Below are 18,227 nucleotides of genomic sequence, written 5' to 3'. Positions count from 1 at the left end.
GTAACGCAAAGAATAATTTAGGCAAAAAAAAAGCCTTTGCCTATTCCTATCCATATAAATTTGAATAGGATGCAATGACGAATTTATTTTATACTAATATTTTCACATAGTATTGTTTCTGGATGATTAAAATAATACTGTTTGTAAATATTCTATTCCTTGACCGGATTGAAATTTATACAGAAAGGACGAATCTAATGGCAATAGCAACAATAGGAAGTCGTTTAACTTATACAATCGTTGTCCAAAATACCGGAACACTCCCTGCCCAAAACGTTACATTTACAGACCCTATACCTGCTGGCACCACTTTCGTTCCAAACAGTGTAACTGTTAATGGTACTCCAACAGCCGGCAATCCTTCAACTGGAATTCCTATTAATAATATTCCTGCTGGTGGCTCTGTTACAATTACTTTTCAAGTAGATGTAACAAGTATTCCTACCCCACCTGTCGCCAGTAACGTAGCATCATTTGGATACGAATTTCAACCTGCACCTAACGCACCCACTATCACACGTACAACAACAAGCAATATAGTTAATACAGATATTTTCACAGCTAATGTCGCATTAACAAAAGCAGTAGATAAAACAATTGCTACGATCGGTGATACGATTACGTATACAATTACTGCTACAAATGAGGCTCCATTAGCTGCTAATAATGTTATCATTACAGACACGCCTCCTGCCGGCACATCGTTCGTACCGGGTAGCGTTACAGTTAATGGTACTTCTACTACAGATAATCCTGCTACTGGAATAAATGTAGGAACGATTGCTGCAAACGGGAATGCTACAATTACGTTTCAAGTTCAAGTTAATACTCTCCCTACACCAAACCCTATTCCAAATAGTGCAACTTCAAGCTTTCAATATAATCCACCAAACCAACCACCAATTAACAGAAACTCTACAAGTAATATAGTTGAAACACAAATTAATGCTACTATTATTAATCCGACTAAAAATGCAAACCAACAAATTGTGAATATTGGTGACATCATTACGTATACGATTACTGTTCCAAATAACGGTAATATTTCAGGAACAAACGTTTCTATCACCGATCCTATCCCTACTGGCACTACTTTTATTCCAAACAGTGTTACAGTTAATGGAGCGGCACAAGCTGGCGTAACACCAACAAATATTCCGCTAGGTACGATTCCTGCTGGTCAAACTACAACTGTCACTTTTCAAGTTCAAGTCACTTCTCTTCCGGCCAATGGAACGATTACTAACGAAGCAAATATAACATTTACATCGCAACCGAATCCATCTGAACCCCCAACGACAACTACGACAACACCACCTCCAACAACTACTTCTGTACGAACTGCAATTGTAAATCCAACAAAAACTGCTAGTCCACAAATTGCTGATATTGGTGATATTATTACGTATACAATTACTGTACCGAATACAGGAAACATCGACGCGACGAACGTTATTGTAACTGATCCAATTCCAAGTGGCACTACATTTATTCCGAATAGCGTCACAATTAACGGTACTTCACAACCTGGCGTAAATCCTTCTGGTGGTATACAAATTGGAACAATCGCAGCTGGTAATACTGTCACTGTCACTTTCCAAGTTCAAGTTACCTCTCTCCCAGAGAATGGCTTAATCCGAAATATCGGAACCACAACATTTACGTATGAACCAGATCCAACAAAACCACCTATTACAACAACAAACCCTACACCACCTACTACTACTCCTGTTAATACCGCTATTACAAATCCTGTTAAAACGGCGGATAAAACTGCTGTTGATATCGGTGATGTTATTACGTATACGATTACATTTACTAATGATGGTACAATCCCTGCTACGAATGTAGTTTTTAACGATACAATTCCTGCTGGGACAACATTCATTCCGAATAGCGTAGTCTTAAATAATGCTCCCGTTCCAAATTCAAATCCAGCACTCGGAATTCCAGTTGGAACAATTAATCCTGGTGAAACGAAAACACTCTCATTCCAAGTTCTTGTTACACAAGTACCTGCTGACGGTCTTATTACAAACGAAGCTTCAACGACATATACGTATCAGCCAGATCCAACAAGGCCTCCTGTTACAACAACTGAACCGACAGCACCTACTACAGTCTCTGTTAATACCGCTACAGTTAACCCTACAAAATCTGCTAATCGTACTTTAGTTGATATTGGTGATGTTATTACGTATACAATTAGTTTACAAAATAACGGCACTGTTCCCTCAACAAATATTGTACTAACAGATCCAATTCCAAACGGTACAACATTTATTCCAAATAGCGTTACGATTGATGGTGTCTCACAACCTAACAGTAATCCTGAAAACGGTATATCAATCGGCACTTTAAATCCAAATCAAGCAAAAACAATTACATTCCAAGTCCAAGTTACAAGTGTGCCACCAAATGGGCTTATAGAAAATCAGGGTATTGTATCATTTAATCATATTGTTAATCCAAATGAACCTCCTGTTACAAAGACAACCCCAACTCCGAAAACAGAAACTCAAGTTGGGACTGTTGTTACTGCACCTACAAAATCTGCAGACAAACAAGTTGCTGATATAGGAGATACAATTACCTATACGGTCACTTTTACAAATAATGGGACAGTTCCAGCTACAAATATAGTCGTTACAGACCCTACACCTAACGGGACTATTTTCGTTCCAAATAGCGTTACGATTGATGGCGTTTCGAATCCTGGTTCCGATCCAGAACTCGGAATACAACTTGGTACTATTTCTGTGGGGGAAACAAAAACAATCACCTACCAAGTTGTCGTTACAAATTTACCACCTGACGGGATAATTAGAAACCAAGCATCCTTCACTTATCAATATCAACCGAATCCAAGTGAGCCTCCCGTTACAACAACTACTACGACACCAAGTGTGAACATCCCAATTAACAATCCAAATCCGACGACTACAAAATCTGCCAATCGACAAATTGCTGATATAGGAGATACGATTACTTTTACCGTAACATTTCAAAATAGAGGAACCGTCCCCGCTACAAATGTTATTGTGAAAGATACACTCCCATCTGGTGTTTCTTTCGTTCCAGGTAGCGTTGTTGTGAATGGAACATCACAGCTTGGAGAAAATCCCGAAATTGGTATACCAGTAGGCACTGTAAATCCTGGTCAAAGTATTACAGTTACGTTCCAAGGTGTAGTAAATAGCATCCCGCCCGGGGGAATCATTAGAAATCAAGCAAATATAACATTCACATATGAGCCAAATCCGAATGAACCTCCTGTTACGACAACTATTACAACTCCTGAAACAGAAACGGCAGTTAATACTGCAACACTAAATCCACAAAAAACAGCAGATCTTTCCTTTGTTGCATTAAATGATATCATTACCTATACGCTCTCATTTCAAAACACCGGTACTGTCCCTGCTACGAATATAACAGTAGTGGATTCTATCCCTGCTGGTACTATATTAGTTCCAGACAGTGTTACGATTAATGGTATTCCTCAACCAGGATCGAATCCAGCATCTGGAATTTTACTTGGAACTTTAGCACCATCCGAACGAGCGACCATTACTTTCCAAGTACGAGTAGTAAACATCCCTGCTAGTGGAGAAATACGCAATCAAGGAAGTGCAACATTTAATTATCAACCAGATCCAAACTTACCTCCAGTCACAAAAACAGAAACGACTCCCGAAACAACGACTCCTATTCAAACTGTAGTCATAAGCCCTACTAAAACCGCAAATCTTATGTTTGCAGAAATTGGTGATATCGTAACTTATACTGTCACTTTTACAAACCAAGGAACTATACCTGCTACAGGTGTAACAGTTACAGACTCTTTGCCACCTGGTACAACTTTTATTACTGATAGTGTTACAGTAAATACTATCCCTCAACCTGGTGTAAGCCCCCTTACAGGCGTTTCTGTCGGTACTGTTAACCCTGGGGAAACCGTCACAGTTACGTTCCAAGTACAAATAAATGCTATTCCACCTAACGGGAAAATAGAAAATACGGCAGTTGTAACCTATATTTCTCAACCTAATCCTAGTGAACCACCTATTACAACGACGGAAACAACTCCTACTGTTACTTTACCGGTTCATACCGCTAACCCGAATCCGCAAAAAACAGTAGACCGTGAGTTTGCAAGTATTGGTGATACGCTCACTTATACGATAACCCTTCAAAATACTGGAAACATCCCTGCAACCAATGTTATTATTACTGATTCTATCCCTACTGGAACTACATTTATCCTTGGTAGCGTTACGATTAATGGTATTCCACAACCTAATTTGAACCCTGAAACAGGAATCCCGATTGGCACATTAAACCCTAGACAAATAGTGACTGTTACTTTAGAAGTACAAGTAACTACTCTACCACCAAATGGAATTATCTCAAATGAAGCAAATGTCACTTACACATCTCAACCAGATCCTACTCTTCCGCCTATTACAACAACCACACCTACTCCAATTGCAGAAACAATTGTACAAAATGCAGAGTTAGAGTCAACTAAAACAGTAGATTTATCAGTTGCTAACATTGGAGATGCACTCACGTATACAATCACTCTTGAAAACATCGGAAATATTCCTATGACAAATGTATCTGTCATTGATCCACCACCAGTAGGTACACAATTTATTGTGGATTCCGTTACAGTAAATGGTATTTCACAACCAGGTATTGATCCAAGTATTGGAATATCTATCGTTACAATACAACCGAATCAAATAGTAACCATCACATTCCAAGTAACGATTACAAATATACCGCCTAACGGGGTTGTTACAAATGTTGGTTCAGTCAACTTTACATCTCAACCTAATCCAAATGAACCTCCTATTACAGAAACAGAGACAACACCACCAGTTAATACTGAAATCATTAATAGTATTATTAATCCATCGAAAACAGCTGATCGAAACAACGTTGATATAGGTGATATTATTACGTACACCGTTACCTTCCAAAACTTACAAACTGTACAACTGACAGACATCGTTTTTACAGACCCCATCCCAACAGGAACTACTTTCATTCCAAATAGCGTTACAATTAATAGTGTACCAACTAGTAATCTTGACCCAGCTCTTGGCATCCCTCTGGGCACATTAAACCCTAGTCAATCAGTTGTTTTAACATTCCAAGTTCGCGTTGTTTCCATACCACCTAACGGAATTATTGTAAATGAAGCTACTATCACCTACACATTCCAACCTAATCCTGGAGAACCACCAGTAACAGTAACTACTCCAACGCCCCCTACTACTACAAATGTCAACACAGCAACAACGAATCCTACAAAATCCGCTGATAAAGTATTTGCTTTATTAGGTGACACAATCACTTATACAATCTCCTTACAAAATACAGGAACTGTCCCTGCCACGAATGTACTTGTAACCGATCCTATTCCAGCTGGTACTACTTTCATTCCAAATAGTGTAATGATTAATGACGTGCCACAACCAGGTACCGTCCCTAGTTCTGGAATTCTTATCGGTACATTAGAACCTAACACCTCGGCCGTCGTAACTTTCCAAGTTCAAGTAACTTCGATACCGCCGACAGGTTTTATTGAAAATGAAGGGACCGTTTCATTCCAATATCAACCAGATCCTACTAGACCACCTGTATCTGTTACTACGCCTACACCTACTACAAAGACCCAAGTAAGTGAAGTTACCACTAATCCTAACAAACAAGCTAGCCCTCAAGTTATTAATCTTGGTGATACTGTCACATATACAATTACATTCCAAAATGTCGGGAATATTAATGCGACAGATGTTATTATTACAGACCCTAATCCTGCAGGTACTACTTTCATTCCGAATAGCGTTACGATTAATGGCGTCTCTTCGCCTGGAGAAAATCCAAATAATGGTGTCAATGTCGGAACTGTTACTCCAGGACAAATTATTACGTTAACTTATCAAGTTACTGTAACTGCACTCCCGCCAGACGGTATTATTAAAAACACAGCAACTGTCACTTACACATTCCAGCCAAACCCTAGCGAACCCCCTATTACCATTACAGATCCTACTCCAACTGTTGAAGTATCCGTTATTACACCTACACCTAACCCAAATAAACTAGCAGACAAACAAATTGTAGATATAAATGAAATCATAACGTATACCGTAACCTTCCAAAATCGTGGATCAGTCCCTGCAACTTCCGTTATCATTACCGATCCATTAGTAAATGGGCTAACATTTATTCCAGGTACCGTTATAATAAATGGTATTCTGGATCTTGGAGCAAATCCTGTAGCGGGTATACCTGTAGGTACAGTCAATCCGAACGATACAATTACGGTTCAATTCCAAGCAAGAGTAACAAGTGTACCACCTGGTGGTATCATTCGAAATCAAGCAACTGTTACTTTCACATATGAACCATTTCCTGGTGAACCTCCTATTACCATTACAGACCCTACTCCAATTAACACAACGAATGTAAAGACAGCTATATTAAATCCACAAAAAAGAGCTACGCCGGAAACAGTTACACTAGGTGATATTATTACGTATACGATTTCACTCCAAAATACAGGTACCATTCCTGCTAATAATATTGTTGTAACTGATACAATTCCTGTCGGTACTTCGTTCATTGAAGATAGTGTTACTATTAACAATGTGCAGCAACCAACCGCAAATCCGTCCACAGGCATCCCGATTTCAACACTTGCTCCTTCTGAATCCGCAACGATTTCTTTCCGTGTCCTAGTTACTTCAATTCCACCAAGCGGAGAAATTCAAAACCAAGGTAACGTTTCCTTCCAGTATCAACCTGATCCTACTAAGCCACCTGTATCCGTTACTACACCTACTCCTACTACAATTACCCCTGTAAACGTTGGGACTATCAATCCGATAAAAACCGCTGATAAATCCATCGTTTCAGTAGGTGATACGATTACATTTACTATCACATTCCAAAATGAAGGTACGATTCCTGTTACTGACATTTCTGTTACAGACTCACTTCCTGTCGGCACATCATTCATTCCAAATAGTGTCACAATTAATAACATTCCCGTTCCAAACACAAATCCATCCACAGGCATCCCAGTCGGAACTCTTAATCCAACAGAATCAGTAACTATTTCATTCCAAGTACAGGTTATTACACTTCCAGCTAATAGAATGATTACAAATATCGCTTCCATTACGTACACTTCTCAACCTGATCCGACTAGACCACCTATCACAACAACGACAACAACACCACCAATTACGATAGAAGTAAACCCTAATGAGCCAAACACATTTATTAAGACTGCGAATGTAAATCGTGTAGAACTCGGTGACTTCATCACATATACACTTACCTTTACTAACAATGGCGCTACTCCTGCAAATAATGTACTCATTACTGATTCACTGCCTCCCGAAGTTACTTTCTATCCGAATTCAGTAACAGTAAACGGAGTAATACGTCCTGGAACTAACCCAACTATCGGTATTATTATTGGAACTGTTAATCCAGGTGAATCCGTTGTTGTTCGGTTTATCGTTCAAGTAACAGCAGAACCACGAGACGGTCTCATTCGCAATACCGCTCGCATTCGCTATACACTACGACCTGACCCTACTAAACCACCAATTTCCGTTGACGAAACTTCAGACCCAAACATCATTACGTTTATCGGTCCATTCGTATCACCAAATTTAAATTGTTTTTTTGATGGCACACGGTTTATACGCCGAGGCTGGGACAGTGAGTGTTAGCACTATAAATAAAAAGACAGCGTCAAAAACGCTGTCTTTTTATTTGGTACATATACAGTTTTTAAGTTAGCTTCATATCTTTTTCATTATAAAAACCATCTTCTTTTTCCATTTCCTTCTGTAATTTCGTAAAGGAACGATACATTGCAATTCTCCATGACACAATCATCGCAAACGCAAGTAAGAAGAACATGCCACTAAGTTGTCCTAAATCAAGAGATTGACTTAAGTAGGTTTTAAATACAATCCGCACTACAAGTAATCCAATTAATATGAAAACAAAGGCTTTTGAACGCTTCAAATAAATCTCTTGTCCTCTAATTTCAAATTTAGATGTTTTAATAAGAAAAATAGAGAAAATCAAACCGACACCAATTGCTTCTAACATTTCTGCTGGAGTTAATCGAAATTCAGGAAAAACATACATCAATGCACCCGTACTCATAAAAAATGGTGGAAGTATAATTTTTTTCAATGTTGCAGGTTTCTTAGCTGCTTTTAAACGAATAAACATCGCACCGACAGCCATACAAACAGCAACGATACTTGATAAAAGAACTATGTTCATATTTTCTCATCCTTTTTTGTGGCTATATGCAAAATATACTTTCATTATATGCTTTTCCGTTAGTATTTCCAACATTTTCGCAGAATAATACTAAAAACCAGTAAAACCACCAAATAAACTTGAGAAATATACGATAATTTTCGTCATCCAGTTAAAGTATAGGAAGACACCCATAACAATCATAATATATCCTCCGACTTTCATGAAGGCCATACTATTTCTTTTAATCCAAGACATTTTCGTAATAAAGAATGACAGTACGAAAAACGGGATTGCAAATCCAAGTATGTAAGCAATCATATATATCATTGCTGATTCTGGATTTGTTGCTGCTAATCCAATTACAGACACTAGAATTGGTCCGGTACATGGCGTCCACCCTGCTGCAAAAGCTAATCCGATTAGTACTGATCCAAAATAGCCACTTGGACGATTTTTAAATGTAAATTTACGGTCTTGCATTAAAAATTTCGGCTTAAACACCCCGACAATAATTAAGCCGAACACGATGATAAATATACCACCCAACTGTCTGATTAAATCTTTATAGTCAGTAAAGATTCCTCCAATAAAACTTGTACCAAATCCAATTGCAATAAATATAATTGAAAATCCAAGTAAGAAAAACGCTGTATGTATCATACTTCTTTTGCGAAGCATTGCATTTTCTTCTTTCAATTCAGAAACCGACATACCTGTTATGTACGATAAAAATGCCGGATAAAGCGGTAAGCAACATGGGGAAATAAATGATAAGAACCCGGCGCCAAACGCTAAAAAAATACTAATATCTTGCATCATTCCACTCCTCTCCCTAAATATTGTAACAAAAACACATAAAAATACTATGAACAATTCGTGAAATCACTTTTACAACGTGGCAATAAGAAAAACCGCACTTCCTCACAGTTTCTAATAAAACGTTTTCATTTCCTTCTATTATATAGAAAAAACCCAAATGGATTATAAAACTCCTTTAATTGTTATTACCATAACAAAGGTAACATAGTTTCTCAAATAATTAGCACGTTACTAGTACGTCTATATACATATTGGTTTAAAAAATATTTTTTTCAAATGCTATCTCTATACAATGCAAAGTTTATTTTATAATACTTCTACTATTAAAAATTTCAAGATTATGCATAAATATCATACTTTTATTATTATTCTATAAAATGTCATACTTTTCTTTCATTTGACCCTTTATTTCTAATTTTGTATACTTCCCTCTAGTTATATATTTTCGATACGGAACAACTTCATATAGATGGGAGGAATTTTTCATGCTTCGTTATTCTCTTTTAGTTTTATTAGGAGCGTGTAGTTATGGAATTTTAGCTATTTTTGTTAAGCTTGCATATGCAGAAGGATTTTCACTTGGAGAGGTAATTGGCAGCCAATATTTGTTCGGTTGGATTATTTTGCTTGCTATTACACTTCTATTTTCTAGACATCGCGTTCCTTTAAAGCAAGCATTACTTTTATTCGTTGCAGGAACATCTGCAAGTTTTACCGGAATTTTTTATTATGCTTCATTAAAAACTGTACCAGCTTCTATTGCAATTATTCTTTTATTCCAATTCGTTTGGGTCGGAATTATCATTGAAGCAGTCGCAACAAAAACATTACCTTCAAGAGAAAAAGTTATTTCTGTTATTTTCTTACTTGTAGGGACATTTTTATCAAGTGGTTTACTTGAACAATCAGTAGGTGCTTTCGATACGACTGGGGTCATTTTAGGTTTATTATCTGCTGTTACATTCGCAACATACATTTTCGTAAGCGGAAAAGTTGCTGTTGAAGTACCTTCATTACCGCGCGGTGTTCTCTTAATGACTGGTGCTTTAACTTTAGTCATGATTGTATTCCCACCAACATTTATTTTTAATGGTGCCATTTCTCAAGGTCTTTGGAAATACGGTTTAGGATTAGGAACATTTAGTATCGTTATTCCATCTATTGCCTTTACAATCGGGATTCCAAAAATCGGTTCTGGCTTAGCGACTATTCTTGGTGCAGCGGAACTACCAGTTACAACAATTATGTCAGTATTCGTTTTAAAAGAGGCTGTACTATCTTCACAATGGTTCGGTGTATCACTTATATTAATTGGGATTGCAATCCCGCAAATTGCATACGCAATGCGTGGACGTTATCGTAAACATCATACGCATAAAAAAGTCGCAGCATAAAGTGAAACTTTAATTAGTTGAACCAATCGGGATTTTATGGGATAAACGAGAGAGGATTTTCATTTGAGAATCCTCTCTTTTATTGTTGTATACTTATGATAAATATTTTGCTGAAGAAAGAAGGCATACTACATGGTATCTATTTCAAATCAACTAAAAGAAAAACTTATTTCCATCCGTCGACATTTACATGAGTATCCAGAACTATCATATGAAGAGTTCGAAACAACAAAAGCAATAAAAAATTGGTTAGAAGAAAAAAACATTACTATCATTGATTCCAATTTAGAAACAGGAATTATCGCTGAAGTGTCTGGTAATAAAAACGGACCAATTGTAGCAGTTCGTGCTGATATTGATGCCCTTCCTATTCAAGAAGAAACACATTTGTCCTATGCATCTAAAGTACGAGGGAAAATGCATGCTTGTGGACACGATTTTCATACAGCTGCTATTTTAGGTACTGCTTTCTTATTAAAAGAAAGAGAATCTTCCCTAAATGGAACGGTTCGCTTCATATTCCAACCAGCTGAAGAAAGTAGTAATGGCGCTTGCAAAGTTATTGATGCTGGACATTTACGTAATGTGCAAGCGATTTTCGGCATGCATAATAAACCTGATTTACCAGTAGGTACAATTGGCATTAAAGATGGTCCACTGATGGCCGGAGTTGATCGATTTGAAATTGAAATTCACGGAGTTGGTACACACGCGGCTGTACCAGATGCTGGAGTAGATCCTATTGTCGCATCCTCTCAAATTGTGATGGCACTGCAAACAATTGTAAGCCGAAATATAAGTTCATCTCATAATGCAGTTGTTAGTGTTACAAATATTCATGCAGGAAATACGTGGAACGTGATTCCTGAAAAAGCTACGTTAGAAGGAACGATTCGCACATTCCAAGCTGAAACACGTGAAAAGATTCCAGCACTCATGGAGCGTATTATTAAAGGTGTATCTGATGCATTAGGTGTAAAAACGAAATTCTGTTTTTATTCAGGTCCTCCTGCTGTTCACAACGATAAAGCTCTTACAGACTTATCTACTCAAGTTGCCACAAAGATGAATCTTAATATCATCTCGCCTAGTCCGTCAATGGCTGGAGAAGATTTCTCATTTTACCAACAGGAAATACCAGGTTCATTCGTCTTTATGGGAACGAGCGGTACACATGAATGGCATCATCCTGCTTTTACAATTAATGAAGAGGCACTGCCTATAAGTGCAGAATACTTTGCTTTACTAGCCGAAAGAGCACTTAAACAATTCTCATAAAAAAAGCCGTTCAAAGTGCATCTCAGCACCCTGAACGGCTTTTCTTATTAAGTTAAATCACGTTTTAAAAACACAGTATATGAAATACATAAAAATACGAACAAATAAAGTAACAACATACATGATGCAAACGGGAATGTTACTCCATCAATAAAACTTCCATTCTTTGAAATACTATATAAATCTGTGTTTGCTGGCAATAAATATTTCGCCCAGTTATATCTAGTGGCTGCTAATAGCGCAATATTGCCTGATAAAGCAAGGAATAGTGAAATACCAATTGCACCTCCACTAGATCTTGTTAACACAGAAATCATAAATGCAAACGATGCGTACACAACCGTTGGTAACCACGATAAAACATAATATTTACTTGCTTCTACAAAAATGTTTTGTTTTATTATATTTCCATCTTGGAAAATAAACTCACTCCATGCAGGCTGTTGGAATTTATAAATAACAAGTCCACATAAAGCGGAGAAGATCATATTAAATATAAATAATAAAGCTGCAAATATAACAATTGCTAAAAATTTTGCTGTTAAAATTTTAAAGCGACTCGCTGGTCGTATCGTTAAAAATTTATATGTTCCCCAGCTATATTCATTCGCAAAAATTGTACTTGCATACACGAGGATAAATGGGAGCAAAATTGGAAATACGATAAAACCTGTATCTCTCATGAAAGAAAGTGGAGAACTGCTTGCCGGTGCTGTATCCGTATCTAAATGCTTCATCTTAAGCTGGTATTCTTTTACAAGCTCATCCCCTGATTTTTCTGCTAAAATAGCTTCTTTTTTCATGCCAAGCTTTTTCTCAATTTCTACAGTTCGTTCTGTATAATCTACTTTCCATCCTTTTGTTTCCGGTTCAAAATACTTTACCGTAACCCATCCTAATCCGATTATTAATACTGCAATAACTGCAAATGGAATAATCGTTCGCTTCCGCTTAAATATTTTATACAGTTCGTTATATACTAAATTAAACAATATCTTTTCCCCCTGTTAATTCTAAAAATTGCTCTTCTAACGTTTTTCTTTCTTCATATACACGATACACTTGAATATTTTTCTCAAGCAATGTACGAATAACATTTGGGATTTCTTCATCTTTTACATTAATAAGTAATTCATTATCTTTTACTAAAACATCATGCCCTAATATTTCTGCTGCTTTATTCGCATCATCTACACGTATACGGATCGTCTCCATCTCTTCGCTTTGGCTATGCTGAATATTTTGCGTAGCCACATATTCCCCGTGCTGAATAATGATAACTCTGTCACACATTAATTCAACTTCTGAAAGTAAGTGACTTGATACAAGTACAGCTTTTCCTTGTTCATGTGCAATTTTTTTTATGTACATTCTCATTTCATGTATTCCACTAGGGTCTAATCCATTTGTCGGTTCATCTAGTATCAACACGTCTGGATCGTGAATAAGTGCCTGAGCGATTCCTAAACGTTGTCTCATGCCGAGTGAATACGCTTTTACTTTGCGATCAATTACTTGTCCCATCCCTAACAATTTCACTACTTCATCGATGCGTTCTTCGGTCACATTACCATTCATTCGTCCGAAATATGTTAAATTTTCATAGCCGCTCAAAAAAGGATAAAATTCAGGTGTCTCAATTACCGCTCCAATTTTCGCAGCTGTTTTTTCGAATTGCTGTTTCACAGATTGACCATCAATCCATACTTCACCTTCTGTCATACGGATCATACCAACCATCATTCTCATTAAAGTCGTTTTTCCAGCACCGTTTGGTCCGAGTAAACCGACAACCTCGCCTTTTTTCACTTCAAAACTAATATTTTGTACAAGTGTCTTTGATCCGATTCGCTTCGTTAACCGATCGACTTTTACAATTGATTGTTCATTTGTCATTCTATACAACCTTTCCTTCCCATTCTTTGTCAGGTCTTTTCACTGTAACATGATTATTTTTATGTGTAAAATAGAAAAAAGCATGATTTCTCATGCCCTTTCTTTAAACCGCAACGAATTTTCATCTTTTAAATTTCGAACAAATCGATAACATTGCATCATCGATATTAAAACGACAGTCATCATAATTACACTAATAATTACAACTGCATATATTGTAATTGGCGCACTATTTATTCCTTGTATCCCTGCGATTTTCATAAAGATAACCGTGAATAATTTCAAAAATAGCATCCCATTAATTAATCCAAAAACAAACGCTGCTCCATAAATGAATAATTGCTCCTGACATAATACACATAGTACCTCTTTTCTTTTTATATTTTCTGCTACATAAGATATAAACTCCTCCCTCCTCACATGCAAAAGGGAGTACATCATTTTATATGTAGTAAAAATACATATGAAAATTAGTACAATAAAAAGTGTGTAAAAGTACATTTGAAATACAAATGCATTCCCTACTTTCAAAATAGCTCCTTCATTAAATTGTAACGATATCATAAAAAACAAAATCATAGTACTCATAGCAATCCACATAAATTGCTTCATCCTTTTGGTAGCAAATGTTATAATATTTTTTCTCGCTAACCGACATAAAGACATAAAATTCTTCCCCTACCTTATTACATACGCATTCTATACTACTAGTGTATAAAAATATGACATTTTAAACATCGCACTACAATCGGAATTTCTTCTAAGTCTTTAGTCCTAGAAAACGAAATGATAAAAAATCACATTTAGAATATAATTGTAAAAAGGAGGAGATTGCATGCGTATAAAATTACTATCAATCTTGTGTTTATTATTACTCACAAGTTGTAGCCAAATAAAAAACAATGAAGTTGCCATTGTTGAGCCATACAAATTAACAAAAGAGCAAGCTTCTATTTTACAAATGACTCCTTTTCAAGAAGGAAATAGCATGTTTTATAACGTTACTCTTAAAAATGATAAAGATGAAATAAATGCTACAATTGATTATTATAACAATGGTAAAAAAACAAAAGAAATTGCTAATATAGCTACCTCACATTTTTCAAAAAAGAAAGTAAAGCTTTCTTTTTCACCACCACATTTCCAATTCGATAAAGATATACAAGAAAAAAGGCAGTGGTATCTGAATATTGAAGGTGGTTCAACACTTGTTCCTGAAGAAGCGCCACCAAGCGTAAATAGCTCTGCAACTACTACAATCCAATCTATAAAAAATTTAAAATACAATCAAAAAACAACTTTAGCTGCTGTAATCCAAACCAGTAAAGAAACTGTAAGCGTTCCTACCATTGATGAAGAAACAGGTATTGATCTACTCTTAAAAGAAAATGAACACGTTTATCTATTTAGTATCGAGCTAAAAAAAGAACAATAAAGCGGAAATGCAACTTAAGTTGCATTTCCGCTTTATTGTTTAACAAGGTGTACTTTTATAAATCTGAATTAAATCCATTTTCTGTTACTACTATTATTCATCTTCTACTTCTATTCTTTTCTTCTCTCTTGCAATTTTTAAAAACTCTAGCAGCTCTGGATTACTATTCATTTTTTTGTAAGCCACTGACATTTCTGCAACGAAATTAGAATCATATAACTCTTTATATACAACTTCTGTTTTATATAACTTATTTGCCGACACGGGTATTACTGTAATTCCAATCCCTGCTGCTACAAGCCCCATAACTGTTTGGTACTCTGTTGCTTCTTGTACAATACGTGGACTAAATCCAACTTCTCTACAAAGAGATAAAATTGTATCATACAAAGCTGGCCATACTGGTCTCGTAATAAATACAAACGGCTCATCTCGTAAATCTTCTATATGTATTTCATCTTTCTCTGCAAGTGGATGTGCCTTTGGTAAACATAAGGTGCAAGATAACCTTTGAATTGGCTCTAATTCTAATAATTGCGTTGGAATTGGTGGACGTAAAAAGCCAATATCGATACGGTTATCATGAAGTGCATGAACTTGATCTGGTGTTGACAATTCATGTAATGCAACAGACACTCTCGGAAATTTTTTTCTATATTCCCTAACAATTGATGGTAAAATATCATATATCGCCGCACCTACAAAACCAATTGAAAGTGATCCTACTTCTCCCCTTTGCGCACTTTGTGCAACTTCTACTGCTTTTTCAATTTGTTCAAACGCCTTTTTTACTTCTTTTAAAAACATTTCTCCTGCTTCTGTTAGTTCAACCTTTCTTTTCGTTCTTGAAAATAATGTAACTCCCATTTCTTTTTCTAATTGCTGTATTTGTTGACTAAGTGGTGGTTGTGTCATTTGTAAACGAGCAGCCGCCCGTCCAAAGTGTAACTCTTCTGCCACAACAACAAAATATTGCAAATGCCGTAATTCCATTTTTGGACACCCTTTTCACTTTCGATTAATATGTCTAATATATTAATAACATATAATTTATATATTAGACAAATATTTTGAATGAACGTATAGTAGAAATTGTTAATTCTTTTTTACAATTTTTATGTAAAAAAAGAAAGAGGTGGTTACTGTATGAAATGGTGGAAGTTAAGCGGACAAATTTTATTACTATTTTGTTTCGCTTGGACAGGTGAATGGATTGCAAAACAGGCACACCTCCCAGTTCCAGGAAGTATAATCGGTATTTTTTTATTATTAATTTCATTAAAATTTAACCTAGTTAAAAAAGAATGGATACAGGACGGAGCAGATTTTTTATTAAAAGAACTTATTTTATTTTTCATCCCTTCTGCAGTCGCTGTCATACGTTACAGAGATACACTAACACAATATGGAATCGATCTCATTTTAATTATTATGATTAGCACTCTTTGCGTTACCTTAGTTACAGGACTTTTAACAGAATTGCTACTAAAGCGGAAAGGATCAACGCAATGATCGGATTTCTTTGTTTACTATTAACACTATTCACATATTGGCTATCAAAAAAAATGTATCAACGTTGGAATTGGAGTCTACTTTCTCCTCTTCTCGTCTGTCCCATTATTTTAATTGCTTTATTGCTCGGATTAGATACACCTTATGAAACATATGAATCTGGTGGTCACTGGTTAACTGAATTATTAAAGCCCGCAACAGTTGCTTTTGCATGGCCAATCTATAAATACTTTGATTTATTAAAGAAACATGGAATGGCTATCTTACTTAATGTCATTGTCGGTTCGTTTTTATCAGTCATTACTTCAGCACTACTAGCAAATTATTTTCAAATTGATTCATCACTAGAACATAGTTTAGCGCCACATATCGTAACAACACCAATCGCAATGGCTATTTCAGAAATGATTGGTGGTATGTCACAATTAACTGCTGTATTTGTCGTTTTAACTGCCTTAACAGGAGCATTGCTCGGTCCTTCTCTCATACGTATTTGCCGTATTAAAACAGCAATCGCAAAAGGTATTATGTTAGGAACGAGCGCAAATGGAACCGGTACATCAAAAGCATTCGAAATCGGTCCTGTGGAAGGAACAATTGCAAGTTTATCTATGCTTTTAACAGCAGGCGCTAGTTTAGTTATCGTTCCGCTTTTCTTGTCTTGGATACATTAAAGAAGCAAGTATTTACATACTTGCTTCTTTATCTATATATTGGCACAGCAATTCATAATCCTCTGGAAAAGCTAAACACAATTGTTCAACTTCATGTATCCCTTTCCAAGCAATTTCATGTATTAACTCATCAGGATCTTGGATTTTCATATTACCGCCTATTTGTTTAACAAAATAATAATGGACATACACTGGAACACCGTATGTAATACCCTCTTTTTCATATATTTTATTTACAACTTCCACATTGTAACCTGTTTCTTCCCAAACTTCCCTGATACAACATTCTTCTAGTGTCTCTCCCTTTTCAAGTCCTCCACTTGGGACAGACCACCTTTTTTCTTCTCCCTCTTTGCCCTGCAGTACCATTAAAACTTCATTTTTTTCATTTACACATACCGCTGCACTACCTATCCATCTCTCCATAAACATCCCTCCCCTACTAAAATTCGCCTTCTTTATTATTTTTCCCTTGAAAAAAAGAGGAAAATAATAAAACAATGACGAAAAGTTACATCAACTTCATAGACAATCCCTTCTTAGAAATTAAAACTGGAAGGATGAAAATATGATTTCTAATTATGTTGTGGAATGTGTCTTTTGTGAAGAAAATCGAAAACCTCGCCAAGCTATTGTCACAGTTCCCGCCACTACTCAGCTACTAGCCCTTGAAAAAGTGCGCGCGGAATGCAAACGTCGCTTCGGAAAAACTGTATTATTGCAAACAGAAATTAAAGAAGAAATAATTTTCGAACAAAAAGAAAGCTGACCATAAATTGGTCAGCTTTCATATCCGATCATATTTTCACATGAAGATTAGGGGCATCCTCTTTAAGGATCGGGATTTTCCCATTATGTACGTTCCATAATGGTCATCGAACAATATATTTCTATGCAATTAACTATTGA

The 18,227-nt window shown here is 36.2% G+C and carries 14 protein-coding genes; 7 read left to right on the top strand and 7 right to left on the bottom strand.

Features of this window, described 5'->3' with window-relative positions; all coding sequences use genetic code 11:
- Window positions 1-197 precede the first annotated feature (197 nt).
- Entirely contained in the window at window positions 198-7,760 is a 7,563-nt protein-coding gene (locus AU379_RS06040) for a DUF11 domain-containing protein (protein WP_061139007.1), read from the top strand.
- Window positions 7,761-7,821: 61 nt separating this feature from the next.
- Here AU379_RS06040 and AU379_RS06035 read toward each other — a convergent pair whose 3' ends face one another.
- Window positions 7,822-8,328, bottom strand: coding sequence for a cytochrome c biogenesis protein CcdC (locus AU379_RS06035; protein ID WP_001028440.1), 507 nt, complete (start codon window positions 8,326-8,328; stop codon window positions 7,822-7,824).
- 90 nt (window positions 8,329-8,418) lie between these two features.
- The gene (ccdA, locus tag AU379_RS06030) at window positions 8,419-9,126 is read right to left on the bottom strand and encodes a cytochrome c-type biogenesis protein CcdA (RefSeq protein ID WP_001152676.1); all 708 of its coding nucleotides are present in this window, start codon (window positions 9,124-9,126) and stop codon (window positions 8,419-8,421) included.
- Window positions 9,127-9,614: 488 nt separating this feature from the next.
- Here ccdA and AU379_RS06025 point away from each other — a divergent pair, with 488 nt between their 5' ends.
- Window positions 9,615-10,523, top strand: a complete 909-nt coding sequence (locus AU379_RS06025; RefSeq protein WP_000947046.1) for a DMT family transporter — start codon at window positions 9,615-9,617, stop codon at window positions 10,521-10,523.
- A 132-nt stretch (window positions 10,524-10,655) separates the two neighbouring features.
- A complete protein-coding gene (locus tag AU379_RS06020) occupies window positions 10,656-11,801 on the top strand; it encodes a M20 peptidase aminoacylase family protein (protein WP_000253673.1) in 1,146 nt (381 codons plus the stop codon).
- Between the two features lie 47 nt (window positions 11,802-11,848).
- On the opposite strand, the gene AU379_RS06015 is transcribed toward AU379_RS06020, so the two are convergent.
- From AU379_RS06015 to AU379_RS06005, 3 genes are all read right to left on the bottom strand, one after another.
- Window positions 11,849-12,793 carry an ABC transporter permease subunit gene (locus AU379_RS06015; protein WP_000482759.1) on the bottom strand — a complete coding sequence of 315 codons (945 nt, stop codon included), beginning with the start codon at window positions 12,791-12,793 and terminating at the stop codon, window positions 11,849-11,851.
- The gene (locus tag AU379_RS06010; protein WP_000180622.1) at window positions 12,786-13,697 is read right to left on the bottom strand and encodes an ABC transporter ATP-binding protein; all 912 of its coding nucleotides are present in this window, start codon (window positions 13,695-13,697) and stop codon (window positions 12,786-12,788) included. Before AU379_RS06010 ends, AU379_RS06015 begins: the two co-directional genes overlap by 8 nt.
- 90 nt (window positions 13,698-13,787) lie before the next feature.
- Complete coding sequence (locus AU379_RS06005) at window positions 13,788-14,363, bottom strand: hypothetical protein (RefSeq protein WP_061139006.1); 576 nt, start codon at window positions 14,361-14,363, stop codon at window positions 13,788-13,790.
- Between the two features lie 169 nt (window positions 14,364-14,532).
- On the opposite strand from AU379_RS06005, the gene AU379_RS06000 reads away from it, so the two are divergent.
- Complete coding sequence (locus tag AU379_RS06000) at window positions 14,533-15,132, top strand: hypothetical protein (protein WP_044584771.1); 600 nt, start codon at window positions 14,533-14,535, stop codon at window positions 15,130-15,132.
- 93 nt (window positions 15,133-15,225) lie between these two features.
- On the opposite strand, the gene alsR is transcribed toward AU379_RS06000, so the two are convergent.
- Window positions 15,226-16,125 (bottom strand): acetoin biosynthesis transcriptional regulator AlsR, encoded by a 900-nt coding sequence (alsR, locus tag AU379_RS05995; RefSeq protein WP_000423234.1) that lies wholly within the window; start codon window positions 16,123-16,125, stop codon window positions 15,226-15,228.
- A 153-nt stretch (window positions 16,126-16,278) separates the two neighbouring features.
- Between alsR and AU379_RS05990 the strand changes: the two genes are divergently transcribed.
- Window positions 16,279-16,644: a CidA/LrgA family holin-like protein gene (locus AU379_RS05990; RefSeq protein WP_000872365.1), complete on the top strand. Its 366-nt coding sequence runs from the start codon at window positions 16,279-16,281 to the stop codon at window positions 16,642-16,644.
- The gene (locus AU379_RS05985; RefSeq protein ID WP_000578965.1) at window positions 16,641-17,318 is read left to right on the top strand and encodes an LrgB family protein; all 678 of its coding nucleotides are present in this window, start codon (window positions 16,641-16,643) and stop codon (window positions 17,316-17,318) included. The genes AU379_RS05990 and AU379_RS05985 overlap by 4 nt, the downstream gene beginning before the upstream one ends.
- Window positions 17,319-17,330: 12 nt before the next feature.
- On the opposite strand, the gene AU379_RS05980 is transcribed toward AU379_RS05985, so the two are convergent.
- Window positions 17,331-17,744: an NUDIX hydrolase gene (locus AU379_RS05980; protein WP_000442975.1), complete on the bottom strand. Its 414-nt coding sequence runs from the start codon at window positions 17,742-17,744 to the stop codon at window positions 17,331-17,333.
- A gap of 142 nt (window positions 17,745-17,886) precedes the next feature.
- Here AU379_RS05980 and AU379_RS05975 point away from each other — a divergent pair, with 142 nt between their 5' ends.
- Window positions 17,887-18,087, top strand: coding sequence for a DUF3903 domain-containing protein (locus AU379_RS05975; RefSeq protein ID WP_000625226.1), 201 nt, complete (start codon window positions 17,887-17,889; stop codon window positions 18,085-18,087).
- Window positions 18,088-18,227 lie beyond the last annotated feature (140 nt).

Origin of the sequence: Bacillus sp. JH7, assembly GCF_001563515.1 — a bacterium.
Lineage (GTDB): Bacteria > Bacillota > Bacilli > Bacillales > Bacillaceae_G > Bacillus_A > Bacillus_A cereus.
The sequence above is the reverse complement of the archived record's forward strand: the minus strand, read 5'-3'. Positions and strand labels throughout refer to the sequence as shown.

Excerpts from the sequence above, each read along its gene's own strand:
- AU379_RS06010 (WP_000180622.1), bottom strand. The coding sequence starts at position 13,697 with ATGACAAATGAACAATCAATTGTAAAAGTCGATCGGTTAACGAAGCGA.
- AU379_RS06020 (WP_000253673.1), top strand. The coding sequence starts at position 10,656 with ATGGTATCTATTTCAAATCAACTAAAAGAAAAACTTATTTCCATCCGT.
- AU379_RS05985 (WP_000578965.1), top strand. The coding sequence starts at position 16,641 with ATGATCGGATTTCTTTGTTTACTATTAACACTATTCACATATTGGCTA.
- AU379_RS05975 (WP_000625226.1), top strand. The coding sequence starts at position 17,887 with ATGATTTCTAATTATGTTGTGGAATGTGTCTTTTGTGAAGAAAATCGA.
- alsR (WP_000423234.1), bottom strand. The coding sequence starts at position 16,125 with ATGGAATTACGGCATTTGCAATATTTTGTTGTTGTGGCAGAAGAGTTA.
- AU379_RS05980 (WP_000442975.1), bottom strand. The coding sequence starts at position 17,744 with ATGGAGAGATGGATAGGTAGTGCAGCGGTATGTGTAAATGAAAAAAAT.
- AU379_RS06040 (WP_061139007.1), top strand. The coding sequence starts at position 198 with ATGGCAATAGCAACAATAGGAAGTCGTTTAACTTATACAATCGTTGTC.
- AU379_RS06005 (WP_061139006.1), bottom strand. The coding sequence starts at position 14,363 with ATGTCTTTATGTCGGTTAGCGAGAAAAAATATTATAACATTTGCTACC.
- AU379_RS05990 (WP_000872365.1), top strand. The coding sequence starts at position 16,279 with ATGAAATGGTGGAAGTTAAGCGGACAAATTTTATTACTATTTTGTTTC.
- AU379_RS06000 (WP_044584771.1), top strand. The coding sequence starts at position 14,533 with ATGCGTATAAAATTACTATCAATCTTGTGTTTATTATTACTCACAAGT.
- AU379_RS06025 (WP_000947046.1), top strand. The coding sequence starts at position 9,615 with ATGCTTCGTTATTCTCTTTTAGTTTTATTAGGAGCGTGTAGTTATGGA.
- ccdA (WP_001152676.1), bottom strand. The coding sequence starts at position 9,126 with ATGCAAGATATTAGTATTTTTTTAGCGTTTGGCGCCGGGTTCTTATCA.
- AU379_RS06035 (WP_001028440.1), bottom strand. The coding sequence starts at position 8,328 with ATGAACATAGTTCTTTTATCAAGTATCGTTGCTGTTTGTATGGCTGTC.